Genomic DNA, 18,703 nt, shown 5'->3' with positions numbered 1-18,703 from the left:
TTGTACTCGATAGTGTCGACGTAACACTTCGAGGCCAGTCGTAGTAAACGACATCCGTGACTGCCACTTTCGCGCGCCTCGTTGAGGGTTTTCTTTCTTCCACAAGTCTGAGGACGTGTCCGTGACCACCCCGGTGGAAGGATAAAGCTCGGCCATGGGCGGCTCTTCGTTTTCGGGGAACGGCGGAGCGCGGCGTTGTACATGTATGTGAGAATGAATGTTCTCGGCGCGCGAAATTGCTCTCTGGGCGGTACGGTTTACATGATCCCGCCCCTTTCGCAAGGAGACATACTATGACCACCGGCTACCTCGTTAACCCGGACCTCACCCGCCGCCAGATCGACTTCGAGCTTGAGCACGCCCAGCAGTTCCTGGGCGGTGCTACGGAAGACCGCGTGGCCGTGGCTTTCCAGGATGACGGCTCGACGTACGCGGCACTGTTCAACCCGAATGCAAAGGCGGAGGGCGCCGAGCCGAACCCGGTGGCCTCGCTCGCGCGCAACGCCGCGGCGACGGGCAACTCGGCCTTCCTCCAGGATCCCATCCGTGCCATCTGCGGCCCGGTGATCTTCGTCGACGCCGAGGGGCAGGACGAGCCTATCGATGTCGTCATTGCCGCCGTGGAAAACGGCGTGCGCGCGGTGAAGAACTACCGCGAAGACCAGCCGGAGGAATACCAGCTGTGGCGCGCTGCGGTCATGAACTCCGACAAGCAGCTCTAACTCGTCCGGCAAGAATGCTCGCCCCCACAATCGGCCCGTCGCCCGCGTGATAAGCGCAGGTGGCGGGCCGTTCGCGCAGGGCGAACTTCCTGGCACTCGTTTGTGTTGAGAGCTAGCAGTCACGGGGGTAGAGTGCTAGGAAGGTTGTTTGACTCACAGTTGTTCACCCGCGACGACGGCTGTGCTGGCAGAAAAGAATGCAACCGGCACATACAACTACACTGATTCATTTCGAAAGGATCATCATGGCAAACATCAAGCCGCTGGAAGACAAGGTCCTCGTCCAGATCGTCGAAGCTGAGACCACTACCGCCTCTGGCCTGGTTATCCCGGACTCCGCCAAGGAGAAGCCGCAGGAGGCTACCGTCGTGGCCGTCGGCCCGGGCCGCACCAACGACAAGGGCGAGGTCATCCCGGTCGGCGTCAAGGAGGGCGACGTGGTCGTGTTCTCCAAGTACGGCGGAACCGAGCTGAAGTACGACGGCCAGGAGTACCTGCTGCTGTCGGCTCGCGACCTGCTCGCCGTCGTCGAAAAGTAGGCCCGTATGCCCAAACTTATTGCATTCGATCAGGAGGCTCGCGCGGGCATTCAGCGCGGCGTGGACACGCTTGCCGATGCCGTCAAGGTCACCCTCGGCCCCCGCGGCCGCAACGTTGTCTTGTCGAAGGCTTTTGGCGGCCCGACCGTCACCAATGACGGTGTGACCATCGCCCGCGACATCGATCTGGACGATCCGTTTGAGAATCTCGGTGCCCAGCTCGTGAAGTCCGTGGCTGTGAAGACCAACGACATCGCCGGTGACGGCACCACGACGGCGACGCTGCTCGCCCAGGCGCTCGTCTACGAGGGCCTGCGCAACGTGGCCGCCGGCGCCAACCCGGTCGAGCTCAACCGCGGTATTCAGGCCGCGGCGGAGAAGGCCGTGGAAGAGCTGAAGAAGCGCGCCACGCCGGTCGCGTCCTCGCGCGATATCGCGCAGGTCGCCACCGTCTCCTCCCGCGACCCGGAGGTCGGCGAGATGGTCGCCGGCGCCATGGATAAGGTGGGCAAGGACGGCGTCGTTACCGTCGAGGAGTCCCAGTCCATGGAGTCCACGGTCGACGTGACCGAGGGTATTTCTTTCGACAAGGGCTACCTCTCCCCGTACTTCGCGACGGAAGAGGAGACCTACAACGCGGTCCTCGACAACGCCGCAATCCTGCTGGTGCGCAACAAGATCTCCTCGCTGCCGGACTTCCTGCCGCTGCTCGAGAAGATCGCTGAGTCCTCCCGCCCGACGCTCATCATTGCCGAGGATATCGAGGGCGAGCCGCTTCAGGCACTCGTCGTCAACTCCATCCGCAAGACCCTTAAGGTCGCCGCCGTCAAGGCGCCGTACTTCGGCGAGCGCCGCAAGGGCTTCATGGATGACCTGGCTGTCGTCACCGGCGCCACCGTCGTCGACCCGGAGGTGGGCATCAACCTCAACGAGGTCGGTCTCGAGGTGCTGGGTTCTGCACGCCGCGTCACCGTCTCCAAGGAAGACACCGTCATCGTCGACGGTGCTGGCACCAAGGAGGCCGTCGAGGAGCGCCGCGAGCAGCTGCGCCGCGAGATTGAGCGCACGGACTCCACGTGGGACCGTGAGAAGCTCGAGGAGCGCTTGGCCAAGCTGTCCGGCGGTGTCGCGGTCATCCGCGTCGGCGCTGCAACCGAGACCGAGGTCAACGAGCGCAAGCTCCGCGTCGAGGACGCCATCAACGCGGCCCGCGCAGCTGTCGAGGAAGGCGTCATCGCTGGCGGCGGCTCCGCACTCGTCCAGATTTCCGCTGAGCTCGACAAATTCGCCGAGGACTTCGAGGGCGAGGCCAAGATCGGCGTGCTCTCCGTGGCCCGCGCGCTCACGCGCCCGGCCTACTGGATTGCCCAGAACGCCGGCCTGGACGGCTCCGTCGCCGTCGCGCACGTCGCTGACCTTGCCAACGGCGAGGGCCTCAACGCCGCGACGCTCGAGTACGGCAACCTCATCGAGCAGGGCATCATCGACCCGGTGAAGGTGACGCACTCCGCCGTCGTCAACGCGACGTCCGTCGCACGCATGATTCTCACGACCGAAGCCTCGGTCGTGGAGAAGCCTGCCGAGGAGACCCCGGCCCCCGCCGCCGGTCACCACCACTAATTAATCGGCTCGCCGCCAGCCCCGTCCACCCGTGGACGGGGTTGCACGCGTTTTATGATGATGCACGTGCATGATTTCATCCGTGTGACCGGCGCGCGCGATAACAACCTGCGCGGCGTCTCCGTCGACATCCCCAAGCGCCAGCTCACCGTCTTCACCGGCGTGTCGGGCTCCGGCAAGTCCTCTCTCGTTTTCGACACCATCGCCGCGGAGTCGCAGCGCCTGGTCAACGAGACCTACCCCGGCTTCGTCCAGGGCTTCATGCAATCCCTGCCGCGCCCGGATGTCGACCGCCTGGAGGGGCTCACCGCCGCCGTCATCGTGGGGCAGGAGCCCATGGCCGCCAACGCGCGCTCGACGTTTGGTACCGCCACGGACATCACGCCGGCGCTGCGCGTGCTCTTCTCCCGCGCCGCCGAGCCCCGCGCGGGCGGCCCCGGCGCCTACTCTTTCAACGTGCCCTCCGTCTCTGCCCAAGGCGGCATGTCCGTCAACGGAAAGAAGAAGGAGCTCACGCGATTCGAGAGGACCGGCGGCATGTGCCCCACGTGCGAGGGCCGCGGCACCGTCTCCGACATCGATCTTTCCGCCGTCGTGGACGAATCGCTCTCCCTTGACGACGGCGCCATCCTCCTACCCGGCCTCAAGGTCGGCTCGTGGACGTGGAAGGCCTACGCCCAGTCCGGCCTCTAACCCACGGACGTCCCCGTCCGCGAGTTCACCGAGGAACAGCGGCACGCGCTGCTTGAACTCGACGGCATCAAGACGAAGCTCAACGGCATCAACGTGAGCTACCAGGGCCTGCTGCCTCGCATGCGCGGCTCGATGCTCGCCAAGGACCCGGCGAGTCTCCAGAAGCACGTCCGAGAGTTCGTCGAGCGCGCCGTCCAGTTCGTGACCTGCCCCGCCTGCGAGGGCACGCGCCTGGCTCAGCACGCCCGCCACTCACAGCTCGCAGGTAAGTCCATCGCAGACGTCTGCGCGCTCGAGCTTTCCGATGCCCTCGCCTGGCTCGACGCCCTCAGTCTGCCGCAGGTCGCCCCGCTCGTCGACTCCATCGCGCAGTCCCTGCGCAACGCCATCGAGCTGGGGCTAGGTTATCTCACGCTCGACCGCCCAGCGGGCACGCTGTCTGGTGGCGAGGCGCAGCGCACCCGCATGGTGCGACACCTCTCATCGGCGCTCACGGATGCCATCTACGTCTTCGACGAGCCGACCGCCGGCCTTCACCCGCACGACATCGCGCGGCTCGGCCGCCTGCTGCTCGTGCTGCGCGACAAGGGCAACACCGTCCTCGTCGTCGAGCACAAGCCGGAAATTATCGAGCTCGCCGATTACGTCGTGGATCTCGGACCCGGCGCCGGCAGTGAGGGCGGCGAAATCATGTTCGCCGGCACCGTCGCCGAGTTGCGCGCAGTCGCCGCCGCTGGCGCGTCGGCGGAGTCTGCAACGAGCCGTCACCTCGCCGACCGCGCCCACTTTAAAGACACCGTGCGCGAGCCCACCGGCGCCATCGAGGTCCGCGGCGCGTCGAAGAATAATCTGCGCGACGTCGACGTCGACATCCCGCGCGGCGTCTTCACGTGCATCACAGGCATCGCGGGCTCCGGCAAGTCCTCACTCATGGACTGCCTGCCGGGTTCGTTCCTGCTCGTGGACCAGAAACCCATCAAGGGCTCGCGCCGCTCCAATCCCGCGACGTACACCGGCGCGCTCGATTCCATCCGCAGCGCCTTTGCCAAGGCCAATGGCGTCAAACCCGCGCTCTTCTCCGCGAACTCTGAGGGCGCGTGCCCGAACTGCAACGGCGCCGGCACGGTCTTCGTCGAACTCGGCTTCATGTCCGGCGTCGACGTGCCCTGCGAAGTCTGCGAAGGCCGACGCTTCGCCGACGCCGTCCTCGACTTCCGGCTCACCGCCGGCGAGGAGTCACTCACTATCGCAGACGTCCTCGAGCTGCCCGCCGCCCGCGCCGCCGAGTTCCTCCGCGCCGCGAAGGTCACCGCCGCCGCGCGCATCTGCGACGACCTCGTCGCCGTGGGGCTTAGCTACCTCACGCTCGGACAGTCGCTCACCACGCTCTCGGGCGGCGAGCGTCAGCGCCTCAAGCTCGCGGTCCACCTCGGCGAACTCGCCACAGCGCGCCGCGCGAAGAAGGCGCCCGCCGATCCCGTCGACGTCATCGTCCTCGACGAGCCGACTACCGGCCTCCATCTCGCGGACATCGACACGCTCGTGCGGCTCATCGACCGCTTCGTCGATGAGGGCATGACCGTCATCGCGGTCGAACACCACCTCGCCGTCGTCGCGCGCGCCGACCACGTCATCGATCTCGGGACCAGCGCCGGCAGCGCCGGCGGCCGCGTTATCGCGCAGGCAAGCCCCCGCGCACTCGCCGCCGACCCCGGCGACAGTCTCACCGGAAAGTATCTGGCGACGTATGTCGAGGGGGCATCGGCAAGCTAGACGGTGACCTTGGCGCGGTTGCGGCGGGAACGCAGCGCAATGGTGCGCTCGGTCTCGCTCATGCCGCCCCACACGCCGTAAGGCTCAGCCGAGGCGAGCGCATGCTCGCGGCACAGCTCAATGACGGGGCAGCCGCTGCAAATCGCCTTGGCACGGTTCTCGCGCTGGGCACGCGCGCGGCCGCGCTCGCCGTCCGGATGGTAGAAAACGTCCGAGTTCTCGCCACGGCACGCGCCGTGCAATTGCCACTCCCACAGCTCGGAAGTAGGTCCCGGCAGGAATTGAGGCTGAGCCACGTTCCTTCTGTCTCCTTGTGTTAGACCTTCACGCATCGCGGCGTGTCGTACGAGATAGGAAGTGTCTACCCGCGACATGAACGGTTGTTGAACCGTGGGTTGCCTTCGCATGGCGTGCGGTGTGCGGCGCCGCGCCGGAGGGGGTCTACCTGCGAAGATAAGAAAGGTTAAAGATTGGTGAATTTTCCTCCTTCTTTAAAACCCACGCGGCTGTTTGTGTTTCTTTCACGAGATTGTGCCAATATGTTAAAAGCTGGGAACGACTTTCGCGTGAGGGATGGTGACAAGTGAGCGACACCGACTCTGAGCTCGACGGCCTGGTGCCGTTGGCCGTTGACGGTAATAAACGTGCGCTGCAGAAGCTTCTCGCGATTATTTATCCGCAGGTGCTGCGCTATTGCCGTGCGCGCATTGGCGGCGGGCGTCAGCCCACGGCCGAAGACGTGACGCAGGAAATCTGCCTCGCCGTCTCCACCGCCATTTCTGGCTACGAAGACAAAGGACGCCCGTTTATGGCGTTCGTCTACGGCATCGCGTTTAACAAGGTGACAGATGCGCACCGAGCGATGGGTCGTGACCATTCCCTGCCCACCGAGGACGTCCCGGATTCCACTGCGACGGAGAACACTCCCGAGGAAGCGGCTTTAGAAGCCGACGGAAGTAACAAGGTGCGCGCGTTGCTCGATACATTAAGCGACAAGGCCCGCGACATCGTTATTCTCCGCGTCTTCGTCGGTCTCTCCGCAGAAGAGACGGCGGAGATCGTCGGTTCAACTCCAGGCGCGGTCCGTGTTGCGCAGCATCGTGCGCTATCCCAACTGCGTAAAGCCGTTTCCTCTCAGCAGGCTGAGCGCGCGTGATTTCATTAATATTTTATAGCCAGGAAAGGAGTGAGCTGAATGGCTAAGCACAATGATGCGGAGACCCAAGACATCGCCGCACAGCTCCAGCCGCTCGTCGATGACGACGCATTCCTCACCGAACTTTCCTTGGGCAACGATCCCTCAGCGGGCGACGACCCGCTGGCAGCGCTGTTCCTCGAACTGCGTGACGAAGTCGAGGCTCCCATGCCGCCAGCACCCGTTGTTGAGGGCGCGGACCAAGAGCCCGAAGTAATCTCTCTTGCTGCCGCGCGGCGTCGCCGTCGCGTCAGCCCCTGGGCCTCCGGTCTCATCGGGGCTGCCGCTGCGACCGTGCTTCTCGCGGGGTCTGGCGCTGTGATCTATAACGCCGGTCCCGGCTCGCCGCTTCATGGTCTCAACGAGTCCGTCTTTGGCAAGTCGCAGGACGCTGCAGAGGTGGAGCTCGCCTCCTCGCTCGAGGAGATGCAGGACAAGGTTGCCCAAGGCGATATCGAGGGCGCGCGTGCCGTACTGTCCGATACGCGCAAGAAGCTCAAGGATCCGTCTCCTGAGGTCGTGGCCAAGCTGGAGGCCGCTGAAAAGCGTCTCGAGCAGCAGCGCAGCCAGAAAATCACGGTGACGGTTACCGTGACGCCCCCGGCTTCCGATGCCCCCTCGTCCACCGCCGAGCCCGGCACCGTCACGCAGACCCTCGTCCAGACGGAAACCGTCCAGGCTCCGAGCCAAGGCGAGGAAGGCATCGGTTCGACTGAGCCGTCCGCGGACGGAGGTACGTCGGCGACGCAGGCCCCGGAACCGCTGCAGACGGAGACCGCCGTGGCCGATGATCCGAACATGGGCGTCTCCAACGGCGGTAACTCCGGTAACGCGGGCAATTCTGCTGCCGATGCCGTCCGTGACGCCAACGGCGACCGCGTCGGCGCCGCAGACGACATCTAGGCCGACGAAACCGACAGCGAAGAACCCGGCGACCACATGGTCGCCGGGTTTGTCGTGTTGCACGCTGCGTGTGGCGCGTGCGTTGCGGCGGGGCTAGCGGCCCTCGAGTCCGTCGAGGTAGCCCAGCGCGTAGTCCCACGGGACGTAGCGCGACGGGTCGGGCTGGGCGCCGGGCTCATGGACGGGCGCGAGCTCGTTGCCCAGCGTCGAGCGCATGTTGGCGGCCATGATGTCCCACTCGTAGAAGTGGTCTTCGCCGCAGTCTTCGCAGAAGAAGAACACGCCGTCGACGCCGCGGGGGCCGAGGACGCGGGCGAATTCCTGGACGAGCTTTAGGTCGTGTTCGACCGCGGCGCGTTCCTCAGGGCTCAACGGCTCGACGGTGTCCTCTTCTTCCAAGAAGGACGCGGGGTCGTTGGGATCATCCGCGAAGGGATCGCGGGGCATATTCGCGAAAAAGTTCACCCGATCGAGCCTAGGGGGCCGTGCGCTATTGCGCAATTCCCCCTTGAGAGTCGAAAAGACTACAGTAAAAGGCACTATCAGCCTTGTTTGATGCCGCATATGTTAGGAGACTGCTTCGCATGACCGATTCTCGTATTCACACCGGTGGGGACGACCCGAATAAGGTTGCTCTCTACGGCTTGACCTTTGACGATGTCCTTCTGCTTCCGGCCGAATCCAACATCGTTCCTTCCGAGGTAGAGACGTCGGCTCAATTCACGCGCAATATTCGCCTGGGCGTCCCACTGGTATCGGCCGCGATGGACACCGTTACCGAGGCGCGGATGGCTATTGCGATGGCCCGCCAGGGCGGCATCGGCGTGCTCCACCGCAACCTGTCCACGGAGGATCAAGCACAGCAGGTAGAGATTGTGAAGCGCTCCGAATCGGGCATGGTCACGGATCCGGTCACCGCGACGCCGGATATGACCATCCAGGAAGTCGACGACCTCTGCGCCCGCTTCCGCATCTCCGGCCTGCCGGTAGTCGACGCGGATGGCATCCTGTTGGGTATCTGCACCAACCGCGACATGCGCTTCGAGCCGGACTACTCGCGCAAGGTCTCTGAGATTATGACGCCCATGCCGCTCGTCGTCGCCAAGGAAGGTGTGACGAAGGACGAGGCGCTGGCGTTGCTTTCCACCAATAAGGTTGAAAAACTGCCCATCGTCGACGCGAACAACAAGCTCGTCGGCCTTATCACCGTCAAGGACTTCGTCAAGACCGAGCAGTTCCCCAACGCTTCGAAGGACGACTCCGGCCGCCTGCTCGTTGCCGCGGGCATCGGCACCGGCGAGGACGCGTACAACCGCGCCGGCGCACTCGTCGACGCGGGCGTCGACGTCCTCGTCGTCGACTCCGCCCACGCGCACAACAACCGCGTGCTCGAGATGGTCTCCCGCGTGCAGAAGGACTTCGGTGCGAAGATCGACGTCGTGGGCGGCAACCTCGCCACCCGCGAGGCGGCGCGCGACATGATCGCCGCTGGCGCGGACGCCATCAAGGTCGGCATCGGCCCGGGCTCCATCTGCACCACCCGCGTGGTCGCTGGCGTCGGCGCGCCGCAGATTACCGCCATCATGGAAGCCGCCGCGGTCGCGGGCCCGGCGGGCATCCCGATCATCGGCGACGGCGGCATGCAGTACTCTGGCGACATCGCCAAGGCACTCGCGGCCGGTGCTGACACCGTCATGCTCGGCTCCATGTTCGCTGGCACCACCGAGGCCCCCGGCGACATCGTCGTCGTGAACGGCAAGCAGTACAAGCGCTACCGCGGCATGGGCTCCATGGGCGCCATGCAGGGCCGCGGCCTGTCCGGCGAGAAGCGTTCCTTCTCCAAGGACCGCTACTTCCAGGCAGACGTCAAGAGCGAGGACAAGCTCGTGCCGGAAGGCGTGGAGGGACGCGTGCCGTTCCGCGGCGACATGGATGCCATCGTTCACCAGGTCATCGGCGGCCTGCGTGCCTCGATGGGCTACACCGGTTCCGCGAACCTCGAGGAGCTCAAGACCAAGCGCTTCGTGCAGATTACCGCCGCGGGTCTCAAGGAATCCCACCCGCACCACCTGCAGCAGATCATCGAAGCCCCGAACTACCGCTAAGGATTATCCATGCGCGACTACGTTGAAATTGGCATCGGCCGCGAGGCTCGCCGCACCTACGACCTAGCGCAGGTCTCGCTCGTCCCGACCCGCCGCACTCGTTCCTCGAAAGACGTCGACACCACCTGGCACATCGACGCCTACACCTTCGACACCCCGCTCGTCTCGCACCCCACGGATGCGCTGGCGACGCCGGAGTTCATCATCGAGATGGGCAAGCAAGGCGGCCTAGGCGTCATCAACGCCGAGGGCCTGTGGGGACGCCACGAGGACCTCGAGGGTGCGCTGGCCCGCGTCGCCGAGAACTCCACCGACCTGTCGGTACTCCAAGAGCTCCACGCGGCTCCGCTTAACGAGGAGCTGCTCGCCGAGCGCATCGCGCAGGTTCGTGATGCCGGTGTGACCGTGGCCGTGCGCGTCTCGCCGCAGCGTGCCCGTGAGCTCGCTCCCGTCGTCATCAAGGCGGGCGCGGAGATCCTGTTTATCCAGGGCACGCTCATTTCCGCTGAGCACGTCCAGCAGGGCGGGGAGCCGCTCAACCTCAAGGAGTTCATCGGCTCCATCGATACCCCGGTTATCGCGGGCGGCGTGGCGGATTACACCACCGCCCTGCACCTCATGCGCGCGGGCGCGGCGGGCATCATCGTCGGCTCCGGCGTGAACACCAACGCGGAGACCGTGGGTATCGACGTGCCCATGGCCACCACCATCGCAGACGTTGCTGCCGCGCGCCGCGACTATCTTGACGAGACCGGTGGCCGCTACGTCCACATCCTCGCTGATGGAGACATCTTCACCTCCGCGGACATCGCCAAGGCCATTGCTTGCGGTGCCGATGCCGTCGTGCTCGGCCCCGTCCTCGCCCGCGCGGCCGAGGCTGGCGGCCAGGGCTTCTACTGGCCGTCGACGGCGGGCCACCCGCGCTTCCCGCGCGGCGTCATCGAGTCCTCGGATCTCTACTCGCTCGAGGTGCTTCCCGATGCCTCCGTGGCGGCCGATCGCCCCAGCCTCGAGGTCGTCCTTCACGGCCCGTCCAACGAGCCGCATGGCTTGCTCAACCTGGTCGGCGGCTTGAAGCGCGCCATGGCCAAGTGCGGGTACACCGATCTGAAGGCTTTCCAGAAGGTCGGTCTCGCCGTCCGTTAACGCGGCGTCTTTCCCGCGTGCGCATCTCACTATGGATCAAGCAGTATTAGATTTCGTTTACAACCATCGCATCGAGTGGCTTAACGATCCCACCGTCATCTTCAGCCACCTGTTGACACCGCGTTGGCTCTTCCTCGCGGTGTTGGCGTGGGGGCTGTATTCGCGACGCTGGAGTCCGGCCTTCGCAGTGGGACTGGGCGAGGTCACCGCGTTGGTTCTCAAATGGATCATCGACCGGCCGCGTCCGCCGGAGTTCTACCAGCTGACCCAGGTCGTGGATTCCGGCATGCCCTCGGCGCACACGGTCGCCATCTTTGCGCTGGCGATGGTCATTCGCAAGCCGTGGGCGTGGGCATTCGCCGTAGCTAGCGCGCTGGCTCGTATGTATGTGGGCGTGCACTGGCTCACCGATATTTTGGTCGGCGTGGTCATCGGCGTGGCGGTGGGGGCGTTTGTCTCCTGGGGCTCGCGTCCACGCAGCGGCGTCAAAGTCGCCGACCTCTAACAGCTAACAGGCTCCAGGGACGCGGGTTTCTTCGGTCGCCGGCGGCTCGTCGTCAGGGTCTGGAGAATTGACGCGGCAACGACCAGGCACACCGCTGCTCCCTTGAGCACCGTGACCGGCTGGGCGAGTAACAGCCACCCGAAGAACGCGGCGAAGACGGGCTCGAGCGCGATAAGCACGGAGAAGGCATTAGGCGTCAAGCCGCGCAAGGCCGCGAGCTCGAGCGAGTAGGGGATGAGCGAGGCAAGCAGCCCCGTGCCCGCTGCGAGCAGCAACAGCGACGGGTCGGTGGTAATGGTCGCGGCTCCCGGTGCCCCCAGGGGCACCAGCACCACCCCACCCAGAAGCAGCGCTACGGCGAGTCCGCCTTGGCCTGGAACGAGCCTGCCCGCGCGTTGGGAAGCGAGGATGTAACAGACCCAAAACCCTCCAGCGATGAGCGCAAAGACGGCGCCTACCGGATCGAGCGCGGACCCCGTGAGCGAGTCCAACCCGAGCAAAGCTATGCCGCAGAGAGCGAGGAGGACGCAGAGGGCATCGGCAAGCGAACGCGAGAGCACCGCGGCAAGCAGGAGAGGGCCGAGGAACTCGATGGTTATGGCTGTGCCCAGCGGGATGCGGCCGATGGCCGCGTAGAAGAAGCCATTCATGAGTCCGAGCGACGCGCCAAACAGCACGACAGCGCCCCATTGCGTGCGTGTCCAGCGGCTAACGCGCGGGCGCACCAGCGCGCATAGCAGCATCCCAGCGGTGACGAGGCGCACGATAGCGGTTCCCCACGTGCTGGCAACAGGAAACAGCTGGACGGCGAGGGCGGCGCCGAGCTGGAGCGAGATACACGAGCCGATGATGCACAGGATTTCCTTCATGCGTCTAGTGTGACGGATAGCAAACCGTCGGACTAGCTAAACTTTACGCAGATTAACTGTTAGAGATGCTAACCTTTTGGGCATGTTGGATCTCCGTCGCCTGCGTATCCTCGCCGAGCTGCGACGGCTTGGGACCGTCACCGCTGTGGCGGACTCGCTGCACTACACGCATTCGGCGGTCTCGCAGCAGCTCGCGGCGTGCGAACGCGACGCGGGAGCGCGGCTGACGGAGCGCGTGGGCCGGCGCCTGCGGCTCACGGAGCAGGGCGAGGTGCTCGCAGACTACGCCGAACGCATGCTCGCGCTGGCCGATGAGGCCGCGTCCGCCGTCGCCGCGTCGACGTCACAGGTGCACGGGACGATCCGGGTGACGAGTTTTCAAACGGTTCTCTCCTCCCTCTTGCCCGCGGCCCTGACCCAGCTGGCCGTCGAGTTCCCTGAACTAACAGTCGAGGTCATCCAACACGATATGTACACCGCCGCGGAGCTGCTCGTGCGCCGTGAGGTCGACCTCATTCTCGGCGAGGATTATCCGGGCGACGTCCCGCCGACGGACGGAAACATGCACCGCGAGACGCTCACGCGCGACCCGATGTACCTCATCACGCCGGAGACCGGCCCTTGGTCGGGCTTGGAGCTGCCGGAGCTGGAGGGCGTGCCCTTTGCCATCGACCCTCCGGATCAGGCCGTCGGGCATTTTGCTCGAGCGCTGTGCCGCCGGCATGGGTTCGAGCCGAATTTCGCCTTTCAGACGCCAGATCCGTTTCTGCACGCCCATCTCGTGCGGGGCGGCCACGCGGTATCGATCGTGCCGGAGTTGCTGCTGCCCAACATCTTTGGCGTCCGCGTCGTTGAGCTTCCCGGGCGACCCGCGCGCACGCTGTACACCGCAGTTTCTGTCGGCCGCGAGCATCACCCCGCGCTGGTGGCGTTCCGCGCGGCGCTCGCGGCGGCCGCGCGTTAGTCGTCGAGGAAAATCCAGCGGCCCTCGTTATCGAAAGTGAGCTTCGTCGACATGGGGGAGCGCGCGATGTCGCGGTCACCGAACGTCACCATGCCGTCGTTCATTGGGACGTGTTCCGCGATTCCGTCGCGCCACAGCGTCACCTCGTCGTCGCGGACCGCGAACGCGTCCCACTCGTGGCCAAAGAGCTCTTCCGCCGTGACCGTGACGGGCGGGATGCCCGCCTCGTCGAGCACGCCCGTGAGCCCGGCGGTCGTCGGCGCAGCGTGGCATCCGGCGAGCGCGCACACCAACGCGACGGCTGGGGGAAGAAGACAGGGGCGCATGCGTTAGACTGTAGCGCGTGACTACTACTCATCCACGCCCCGTCCTCGTCGTGGACTTTGGCGCCCAGTACGCGCAGCTTATTGCTCGCCGCGTGCGCGAGGCCAACATCTACTCCGAGGTCGTCCCGAATTCCGCATCTGTAGAAGAAATCAAGGCCAAGAACCCGGCCGCGCTCGTCCTCTCCGGCGGTCCTTCGTCGGTCTACGAGGATGGCGCCCCGGTGCTCAAGCCGGAGCTGCTCGAGCTGGGCATCCCGGTCTTTGGCATCTGCTATGGCTTCCAGGCCATGACGCAGGCACTCGGCGGCACCGTCGCTGCGACCGGCGCCCGCGAGTACGGCCGCACCGAGATCACCGTCTCCGGCGGCGTCCTGCACGAGGGTCTCGAAGAAAAGCACAACGCTTGGATGTCCCACGGTGACTCCGTGACGAAGGCCCCGGAGGGCTTCGAGGTCACTGCGACCTCTGCCGGTGCCCCAGTCGCCGCGTTCGAGTGCCTGACCAAGCACATGGCCGGCGTCCAGTACCACCCGGAGGTCATGCACTCCGACCATGGTCAGAAGGTGCTTACCCGCTTCCTCACCGAGGTCGCTGGCCTCGAACAGAACTGGACCGCGGACAACATCGCTGATCAGCTCATCGAGCAGGTCCGCGAGCAGGTCGGCCCGGACGGCCGCGCGATTTGCGGCTTGTCGGGCGGCGTGGATTCCGCCGTGGCTGCTGCCCTCGTGCAGCGCGCCATCGGCGACCGCCTCACCTGCGTTTTCGTCGACCACGGCCTGCTGCGTGCGGGCGAGCGCGAGCAGGTCGAGCACGACTTCGTCGAGTCGACGGGCGCGAAGCTCGTCACTGTCGACGAGCGCGGGGCTTTCCTCAACAAGCTCGCCGGCGTCACGGAGCCGGAGGCCAAGCGCAAGGCCATCGGCGCGGAGTTCATCCGCTCCTTCGAGCGCGCCGTCGCAGGCGTGCTTGCCGATGCCCCCGCTAACTCCACCGTCGATTTCCTCGTCCAGGGCACCTTGTACCCGGACGTCGTGGAGTCCGGCGGCGGCGACGGCACCGCGAATATCAAGAGCCACCACAACGTGGGCGGTCTGCCGGACGACGTCGAGTTCACCCTTGTCGAGCCGCTGCGCCTGCTGTTCAAAGACGAGGTCCGCGCCGTGGGCCGCGAGCTCGGACTGCCGGACGAGATCGTCGGCCGCCAGCCGTTCCCGGGCCCGGGCCTGGGCATCCGCATTATCGGCGAGGTCACCGCAGACCGTTTGGAGACGCTGCGCCAGGCCGACCTTATTGCGCGCACGGAGCTTACCGCTGCTGGCCTCGATAACGAGATCTGGCAGTGCCCGGTCGTGCTGCTCGCCGACGTCCGCTCCGTGGGCGTCCAGGGCGACGGCCGCACCTACGGCCACCCGATCGTCCTGCGTCCGGTGTCTTCTGAGGACGCCATGACCGCGGACTGGACCCGCCTGCCGTACGACGTGCTGGAGAAGATCTCCACGCGCATCACGAACGAAGTGAAAGACGTCAACCGCGTCGTGCTGGACTGCACGTCCAAGCCGCCGGGAACCATCGAGTGGGAATAATCCCGCCTGCCACGCAGCGCCTCGCCGAACTTCGGCGGGGCGCTGCGCGCGTTTAGACTGTTGCCATGACCGAATTCAACGGCTTCACCCTGGGCGAGTACGGCCTGCCCGGCCCGCTGCGCGACGAGCTCGTCGCTGCCATCCTTGCTGGCGCAAAGACCGCAACGTCCTCTCTCCACGCCGCGTACGGCGACGAGCCTCTGCCACGCGTGGGCGAGGGCGAGATCCTCCTCGACTCCGCGGGTGCGCCCGTCGCGGTCCTGCGCACCACCGACGTCGAGCTGCGCGCATTTGGCGACATCGACGCTGACTTCGCCCGCGCCGAGGGCGAGGGCTTTACCGATGTCGCCGCCTGGCGCGCCGCCCACGCGGACTTCTGGCGCGAGCACCCGCTTTCCGATGCCTCCCTCGTCGTCACCCAGCGCATCGCCCTCGTCGCGGTCCTCGGCCAGCCCATCACACGCGCTCATCCCGCGGATGCCGCGGCGCTCGCCCGGCTCGAGGCCGCGCCACCCGCCCAGGTCGCCGCGCGCGTGGCCGCATTCCCGGAATGCCACTGGGTCCTGCGCGACGACGCGGGAATCGTTGCCGCCGTGAGCGGCTTCGCGACGAATCGCCGCGACCTTACCGACGACATGTACGCCGACGCCGCCGCGCACGAGCCCGACGGCGCGTGGCAGATGATCTTCTCTGTCATCACGGACCCCGCCCGCCGCGGCAAGGGCTTAGCCACGCGCGTGCTCGAACGCGCCATCGCGGACTCCCGCGCACGCGGCCGCGCGGGGCTCGTGCTCACGTGCAAGGACGAGCTCGTCGGGTTCTACGCGCGGCTCGGCTTCGTCGACGAGGGCACGAGTGCCTCGACCCACGGCGGCGTGGCGTGGCATCAGATGCGACTTAGCTTCTAGCGATTGCCTCGTAGAGCTTGCGCGCGGGCGCCGCGGCGTGCGGGCCGGGGGAGAGGAAGAACGTGGCGTGGGCGGGGGCATCGGCAAGCGGGATGGACGTGCGGCCGGGGCGGGGCCGGGTGGCCTGGGTGCTAAACGCCAGCAGGGGCGAGTGCGTGAGGAGCTGCTCGAAGACGGTCGCGTCGCGCTGGACGAGCAGCTCGCTGTCCGGCAGGTGCTCGCGCACGACGTCCATCCAAAAACCGATGTCCGCGAGCACGAGGAAGGGCTCGCCGTTGAGGTCCGCGAACCGCACGTGGCGCCGGCCCGCCAGCCGATGCGCCGCGGGCACGTTGGCGTAGAGGTCCTCCGTCATGAGCTGGTGGCCGGGCGGGCGCAGCGTGATGCGCAGGTCTGCGTCGACGCGCTCTGGATTCGCCGCGAGCTCCGGGTCGAGGATGAGCCCCGGCATGAGCTGCGTGGCAAGCTCCGCGAGCCGCCAGCTCGGCGCCGGTGCTGCCGATGCCACCGTCACCGTCCGCTGCTTCCTACTCAGCGCTGTCAGGTCTCGGCGCAGCGTCTCCGCGCGCGCCGTGAGTTCCGTGGCTGCGGCCAGCGCGAGCTCGCCAGCTTCGTTGAATTCGACGTGGTTCTTCGTCCGGCGGAACAGTTCGGTTCCGAGTTCGCGTTCGAGCCGTTGGATGGACCGGGAGAGTGCGGGCTGGGTGAGGTGGAGGGCATCGGCAGCCGCGGAAATCGTGCCTTCCTCCGCGACAGCCTGAAGCTGGCGTAGCTGTTCAAGCTCCATGTATGCCTCCAGTGCATGGTGGTCTGTTGAAAAAGCATTGTACGCATGCGCAGCCGGCATGTCTTAGTGGGTTCATGGAATTCACAACACTTGCAAACGGACTGCAGATGCCGAAGCTGGGCTACGGCGTCTTCCAGATTGACGACGACACCACAGAGCGCACCGTGGCCCAGGCGCTCGACACGGGCTACCGCATGATTGACACGGCGCAGGCGTATTTCAACGAGCGCGGCGTCGGTGCGGGCATCAAGGACTCCGGCGTGGCGCGTGAGGATATCTTCCTCGTGACGAAGGTGTGGGTCACCAACTACGGCCGCGCCTACGATTCGCTGCAGGAATCGCTCGAACGCCTGGGCACCGACCACGTGGACCTCGTGCTGCTACACCAGGCCTACAACGACTACTACGGCGCGTGGCGTGACCTCGAGCGTGCGTACTCCGACGGCCTCGCCTCCGCCATCGGCGTGTCCAACTTCAACCCCAACCGCATGCTCGACATCGCGGCGTTCTCCGATGTCACGCCGATGGTCAACCAGATTGAGAGCCACGTCTTCCGTCCCGCGCGTGAGGACCATGCCGTGATGGACGACCTCGGCGTGGCGCACATGTCCTGGGGCCCGTTCGCCGAGGGCATGAACAACATTTTCGCAAACCCCGTCCTGAACGAAATCGCCTCCGCTCACGGCGTAACCGCCGGCCAGGTCGCGCTGCGCTACTTGCTCGACCTCGACGTCATTGTCATTCCGAAGACCGTGCGCCCGGAGCGCATGGCGGAGAACCTCGACGTCTTCGACTTCTCGCTTACCGAGTCCGACCACGCCGCGCTCGCTTCACTCGAGGAGCCTGGTTTTAGCTGCTTCGATCACACCAACGTGGAAACGGTCCGCGGGCTGTTGGGTTACATCAAGGAGAATATGTAAATGCTGCCCCGCATTGGCTACGGCGCGATGGGCTTGTCCCACGCGTACTGAGCCCCGCTTGCCGATGCCCCTCCAGCCTCACCGCCGCCTTCGACGCCGGCTATCGCTTCTTCGACACGGCGGAGATCTACGGGCCCTTCGAGGACCCGCACCTCAACGAACGCGTCGTCGGCGAGGCGCTCGCGGGCGTGCGCGACGAGGTGCAGATCCTCACTAAGTTCGGCATCCGCTTCGCGCCCTCAGACGGTACGGGCACGCACCCTATCGTGCCAGACGCCCGGCCTGCGGGAATCCGCGCCTCCGTGGAAGGCTCTCTGCGGCGGCTGCGTACGGACCACATCGACGTTTACCTGCAGCACCGTCAAGATCCGGCGGTGCCCGTAGAAGAGGTCGCAGGCGTCATGGGCGAGCTCATCGCAAAGGGCAAAATCCTTGGGTGGGGCCTGTCCGAGGTTGACGAGTCCACGCTGCGCCGCGCGCAGACGGTGACCCCAGTGGCCGCCATCGAGAACCGCCTGTCCATGATGGCGCGGTGGCACGAGCCGTTGCTGCCCGTCGTCGAGGAGCTCGGCGCGCAGTTCATCGCGTTTAGTCCGCTGGCCAATGGCCTGCTCACCGATACCGTGGGTGCCAACGCCTCCTTCGGCGACGGCGACTACCGCGCCGTGATGCCGCAGTTCCGCGACTACGGCGCGAACGCGGAGCTGCTCGCGCTCGTCCGCCGGCTGGCTGCGGTGCATGACGCGACGCCTGCGCAGCTCTCGCTGGCCTGGGTCATGGCCAAGGGCGCGGTGCCTATCCCCGGCAGCCGCAAGCCTGAGCGTCTGCGTGAGAATCTCGCCGCGACCGACATTGTTCTCACAGCTGACGAGGTCGCCGACATCGACGCAGCCCTCGACGTCACCGCCGTGTCCGAGGTCTTCGGTGGCACCAAGAGCTAAAACGGCACGCCGAATCGCCCGCCCCTCGGGGGCGGGTTTGCGTTTGTGGGGGTTAGTCCACCGTGCAGAGTAGGCGCTTGCCGTACGGGGTGACGTACCAGTAATTACCCTCGGCATCGCGGGTATACGAATCACCGTCGCCCTTGCGTCCGTTATGGAACCGGCACAGCGGCACAAGGTTCGCGACATTCGTGTCGCCGC

Annotated in this window: 18 protein-coding genes and 1 pseudogene; 14 read left to right on the top strand and 5 right to left on the bottom strand. The window is 65.9% G+C overall.

What is annotated here, in order from left to right; all coding sequences use genetic code 11:
* Window positions 1-293 precede the first annotated feature (293 nt).
* From HMPREF2559_RS01955 to HMPREF2559_RS01940, 4 genes and pseudogenes are all read left to right on the top strand, one after another.
* Window positions 294-722: a hypothetical protein gene (locus HMPREF2559_RS01955; protein ID WP_066486172.1), complete on the top strand. Its 429-nt coding sequence runs from the start codon at window positions 294-296 to the stop codon at window positions 720-722.
* 239 nt (window positions 723-961) lie between these two features.
* Window positions 962-1,261, top strand: coding sequence for a co-chaperone GroES (gene groES / locus HMPREF2559_RS01950; RefSeq protein WP_181734627.1), 300 nt, complete (start codon window positions 962-964; stop codon window positions 1,259-1,261).
* Window positions 1,262-1,267: 6 nt separating this feature from the next.
* Window positions 1,268-2,881 carry a chaperonin GroEL gene (groL, locus tag HMPREF2559_RS01945; RefSeq protein ID WP_070539392.1) on the top strand — a complete coding sequence of 538 codons (1,614 nt, stop codon included), beginning with the start codon at window positions 1,268-1,270 and terminating at the stop codon, window positions 2,879-2,881.
* A 54-nt stretch (window positions 2,882-2,935) separates the two neighbouring features.
* Window positions 2,936-5,347, top strand: a pseudogene (locus HMPREF2559_RS01940) (excinuclease ABC subunit UvrA).
* Here HMPREF2559_RS01940 and HMPREF2559_RS01935 read toward each other — a convergent pair.
* Window positions 5,344-5,643 carry a WhiB family transcriptional regulator gene (locus tag HMPREF2559_RS01935; protein ID WP_066486158.1) on the bottom strand — a complete coding sequence of 100 codons (300 nt, stop codon included), beginning with the start codon at window positions 5,641-5,643 and terminating at the stop codon, window positions 5,344-5,346. The pseudogene HMPREF2559_RS01940 and the gene HMPREF2559_RS01935 overlap by 4 nt on opposite strands.
* 287 nt (window positions 5,644-5,930) lie before the next feature.
* On the opposite strand from HMPREF2559_RS01935, the gene HMPREF2559_RS01930 reads away from it, so the two are divergent.
* A complete protein-coding gene (locus tag HMPREF2559_RS01930) occupies window positions 5,931-6,503 on the top strand; it encodes a sigma-70 family RNA polymerase sigma factor (protein ID WP_066486156.1) in 573 nt (190 codons plus the stop codon).
* Window positions 6,504-6,542: 39 nt separating this feature from the next.
* Window positions 6,543-7,445 carry a hypothetical protein gene (locus HMPREF2559_RS01925; protein WP_070539389.1) on the top strand — a complete coding sequence of 301 codons (903 nt, stop codon included), beginning with the start codon at window positions 6,543-6,545 and terminating at the stop codon, window positions 7,443-7,445.
* A gap of 93 nt (window positions 7,446-7,538) precedes the next feature.
* Here the strand turns inward: HMPREF2559_RS01925 and HMPREF2559_RS01920 are convergent, their stop codons facing one another.
* Window positions 7,539-7,910 carry a DUF5319 domain-containing protein gene (locus HMPREF2559_RS01920; RefSeq protein WP_066486154.1) on the bottom strand — a complete coding sequence of 124 codons (372 nt, stop codon included), beginning with the start codon at window positions 7,908-7,910 and terminating at the stop codon, window positions 7,539-7,541.
* Between the two features lie 119 nt (window positions 7,911-8,029).
* Between HMPREF2559_RS01920 and guaB the strand changes: the two genes are divergently transcribed.
* The 3 genes from guaB to HMPREF2559_RS01905 are packed head-to-tail and all read left to right on the top strand — an operon-like array spanning window position 8,030 to window position 11,201.
* Complete coding sequence (guaB, locus tag HMPREF2559_RS01915; RefSeq protein ID WP_066511062.1) at window positions 8,030-9,550, top strand: IMP dehydrogenase; 1,521 nt, start codon at window positions 8,030-8,032, stop codon at window positions 9,548-9,550.
* Window positions 9,551-9,559: 9 nt separating this feature from the next.
* Entirely contained in the window at window positions 9,560-10,696 is a 1,137-nt protein-coding gene (locus HMPREF2559_RS01910; protein ID WP_066486149.1) for a GuaB3 family IMP dehydrogenase-related protein, read from the top strand.
* Window positions 10,697-10,727: 31 nt separating this feature from the next.
* Complete coding sequence (locus tag HMPREF2559_RS01905; protein ID WP_066486146.1) at window positions 10,728-11,201, top strand: phosphatase PAP2 family protein; 474 nt, start codon at window positions 10,728-10,730, stop codon at window positions 11,199-11,201.
* Here HMPREF2559_RS01905 and HMPREF2559_RS01900 read toward each other — a convergent pair.
* A complete protein-coding gene (locus HMPREF2559_RS01900) occupies window positions 11,198-12,070 on the bottom strand; it encodes an EamA family transporter (protein ID WP_070539384.1) in 873 nt (290 codons plus the stop codon). The two genes, HMPREF2559_RS01905 and HMPREF2559_RS01900, sit on opposite strands and share 4 nt — an antisense overlap.
* 82 nt (window positions 12,071-12,152) lie before the next feature.
* Between HMPREF2559_RS01900 and HMPREF2559_RS01895 the strand changes: the two genes are divergently transcribed.
* Window positions 12,153-13,034 (top strand): LysR family transcriptional regulator, encoded by an 882-nt coding sequence (locus HMPREF2559_RS01895; RefSeq protein ID WP_066486122.1) that lies wholly within the window; start codon window positions 12,153-12,155, stop codon window positions 13,032-13,034.
* Here HMPREF2559_RS01895 and HMPREF2559_RS01890 read toward each other — a convergent pair.
* Window positions 13,031-13,360 carry a hypothetical protein gene (locus HMPREF2559_RS01890; protein WP_066486120.1) on the bottom strand — a complete coding sequence of 110 codons (330 nt, stop codon included), beginning with the start codon at window positions 13,358-13,360 and terminating at the stop codon, window positions 13,031-13,033. The genes HMPREF2559_RS01895 and HMPREF2559_RS01890 overlap by 4 nt on opposite strands.
* A gap of 17 nt (window positions 13,361-13,377) precedes the next feature.
* Between HMPREF2559_RS01890 and guaA the strand changes: the two genes are divergently transcribed.
* Both guaA and HMPREF2559_RS13105 read left to right on the top strand, forming a co-directional pair.
* A complete protein-coding gene (guaA, locus tag HMPREF2559_RS01885; protein WP_070539379.1) occupies window positions 13,378-14,946 on the top strand; it encodes a glutamine-hydrolyzing GMP synthase in 1,569 nt (522 codons plus the stop codon).
* 65 nt (window positions 14,947-15,011) lie between these two features.
* Window positions 15,012-15,854 carry a GNAT family N-acetyltransferase gene (locus HMPREF2559_RS13105; protein WP_083297750.1) on the top strand — a complete coding sequence of 281 codons (843 nt, stop codon included), beginning with the start codon at window positions 15,012-15,014 and terminating at the stop codon, window positions 15,852-15,854.
* Here HMPREF2559_RS13105 and HMPREF2559_RS01875 read toward each other — a convergent pair.
* The gene (locus HMPREF2559_RS01875; protein WP_066486110.1) at window positions 15,844-16,641 is read right to left on the bottom strand and encodes a LysR family transcriptional regulator; all 798 of its coding nucleotides are present in this window, start codon (window positions 16,639-16,641) and stop codon (window positions 15,844-15,846) included. The two genes, HMPREF2559_RS13105 and HMPREF2559_RS01875, sit on opposite strands and share 11 nt — an antisense overlap.
* 74 nt (window positions 16,642-16,715) lie before the next feature.
* Between HMPREF2559_RS01875 and HMPREF2559_RS01870 the strand changes: the two genes are divergently transcribed.
* A complete protein-coding gene (locus HMPREF2559_RS01870; protein WP_070539377.1) occupies window positions 16,716-17,561 on the top strand; it encodes an aldo/keto reductase in 846 nt (281 codons plus the stop codon).
* The gene (locus tag HMPREF2559_RS01865; protein ID WP_210387025.1) at window positions 17,495-18,502 is read left to right on the top strand and encodes an aldo/keto reductase; all 1,008 of its coding nucleotides are present in this window, start codon (window positions 17,495-17,497) and stop codon (window positions 18,500-18,502) included. Before HMPREF2559_RS01870 ends, HMPREF2559_RS01865 begins: the two co-directional genes overlap by 67 nt.
* Window positions 18,503-18,703 lie beyond the last annotated feature (201 nt).

Source organism: Corynebacterium sp. HMSC072G08 (assembly GCF_001809185.1).
Classification (GTDB): Bacteria; Actinomycetota; Actinomycetes; order Mycobacteriales; family Mycobacteriaceae; genus Corynebacterium; species Corynebacterium phoceense.
Note: the sequence above shows the minus strand (reverse complement) of the source record. Positions and strands in the feature narration are given on the sequence as shown.

Excerpts from the sequence above, each read along its gene's own strand:
- HMPREF2559_RS01955 (WP_066486172.1), top strand. The coding sequence starts at position 294 with ATGACCACCGGCTACCTCGTTAACCCGGACCTCACCCGCCGCCAGATC.
- groL (WP_070539392.1), top strand. The coding sequence starts at position 1,268 with ATGCCCAAACTTATTGCATTCGATCAGGAGGCTCGCGCGGGCATTCAG.
- HMPREF2559_RS01925 (WP_070539389.1), top strand. The coding sequence starts at position 6,543 with ATGGCTAAGCACAATGATGCGGAGACCCAAGACATCGCCGCACAGCTC.
- guaB (WP_066511062.1), top strand. The coding sequence starts at position 8,030 with ATGACCGATTCTCGTATTCACACCGGTGGGGACGACCCGAATAAGGTT.
- HMPREF2559_RS01910 (WP_066486149.1), top strand. The coding sequence starts at position 9,560 with ATGCGCGACTACGTTGAAATTGGCATCGGCCGCGAGGCTCGCCGCACC.
- HMPREF2559_RS01905 (WP_066486146.1), top strand. The coding sequence starts at position 10,728 with ATGGATCAAGCAGTATTAGATTTCGTTTACAACCATCGCATCGAGTGG.
- HMPREF2559_RS01900 (WP_070539384.1), bottom strand. The coding sequence starts at position 12,070 with ATGAAGGAAATCCTGTGCATCATCGGCTCGTGTATCTCGCTCCAGCTC.
- HMPREF2559_RS01895 (WP_066486122.1), top strand. The coding sequence starts at position 12,153 with ATGTTGGATCTCCGTCGCCTGCGTATCCTCGCCGAGCTGCGACGGCTT.
- HMPREF2559_RS01890 (WP_066486120.1), bottom strand. The coding sequence starts at position 13,360 with ATGCGCCCCTGTCTTCTTCCCCCAGCCGTCGCGTTGGTGTGCGCGCTC.
- HMPREF2559_RS13105 (WP_083297750.1), top strand. The coding sequence starts at position 15,012 with ATGACCGAATTCAACGGCTTCACCCTGGGCGAGTACGGCCTGCCCGGC.
- HMPREF2559_RS01875 (WP_066486110.1), bottom strand. The coding sequence starts at position 16,641 with ATGGAGCTTGAACAGCTACGCCAGCTTCAGGCTGTCGCGGAGGAAGGC.
- HMPREF2559_RS01870 (WP_070539377.1), top strand. The coding sequence starts at position 16,716 with ATGGAATTCACAACACTTGCAAACGGACTGCAGATGCCGAAGCTGGGC.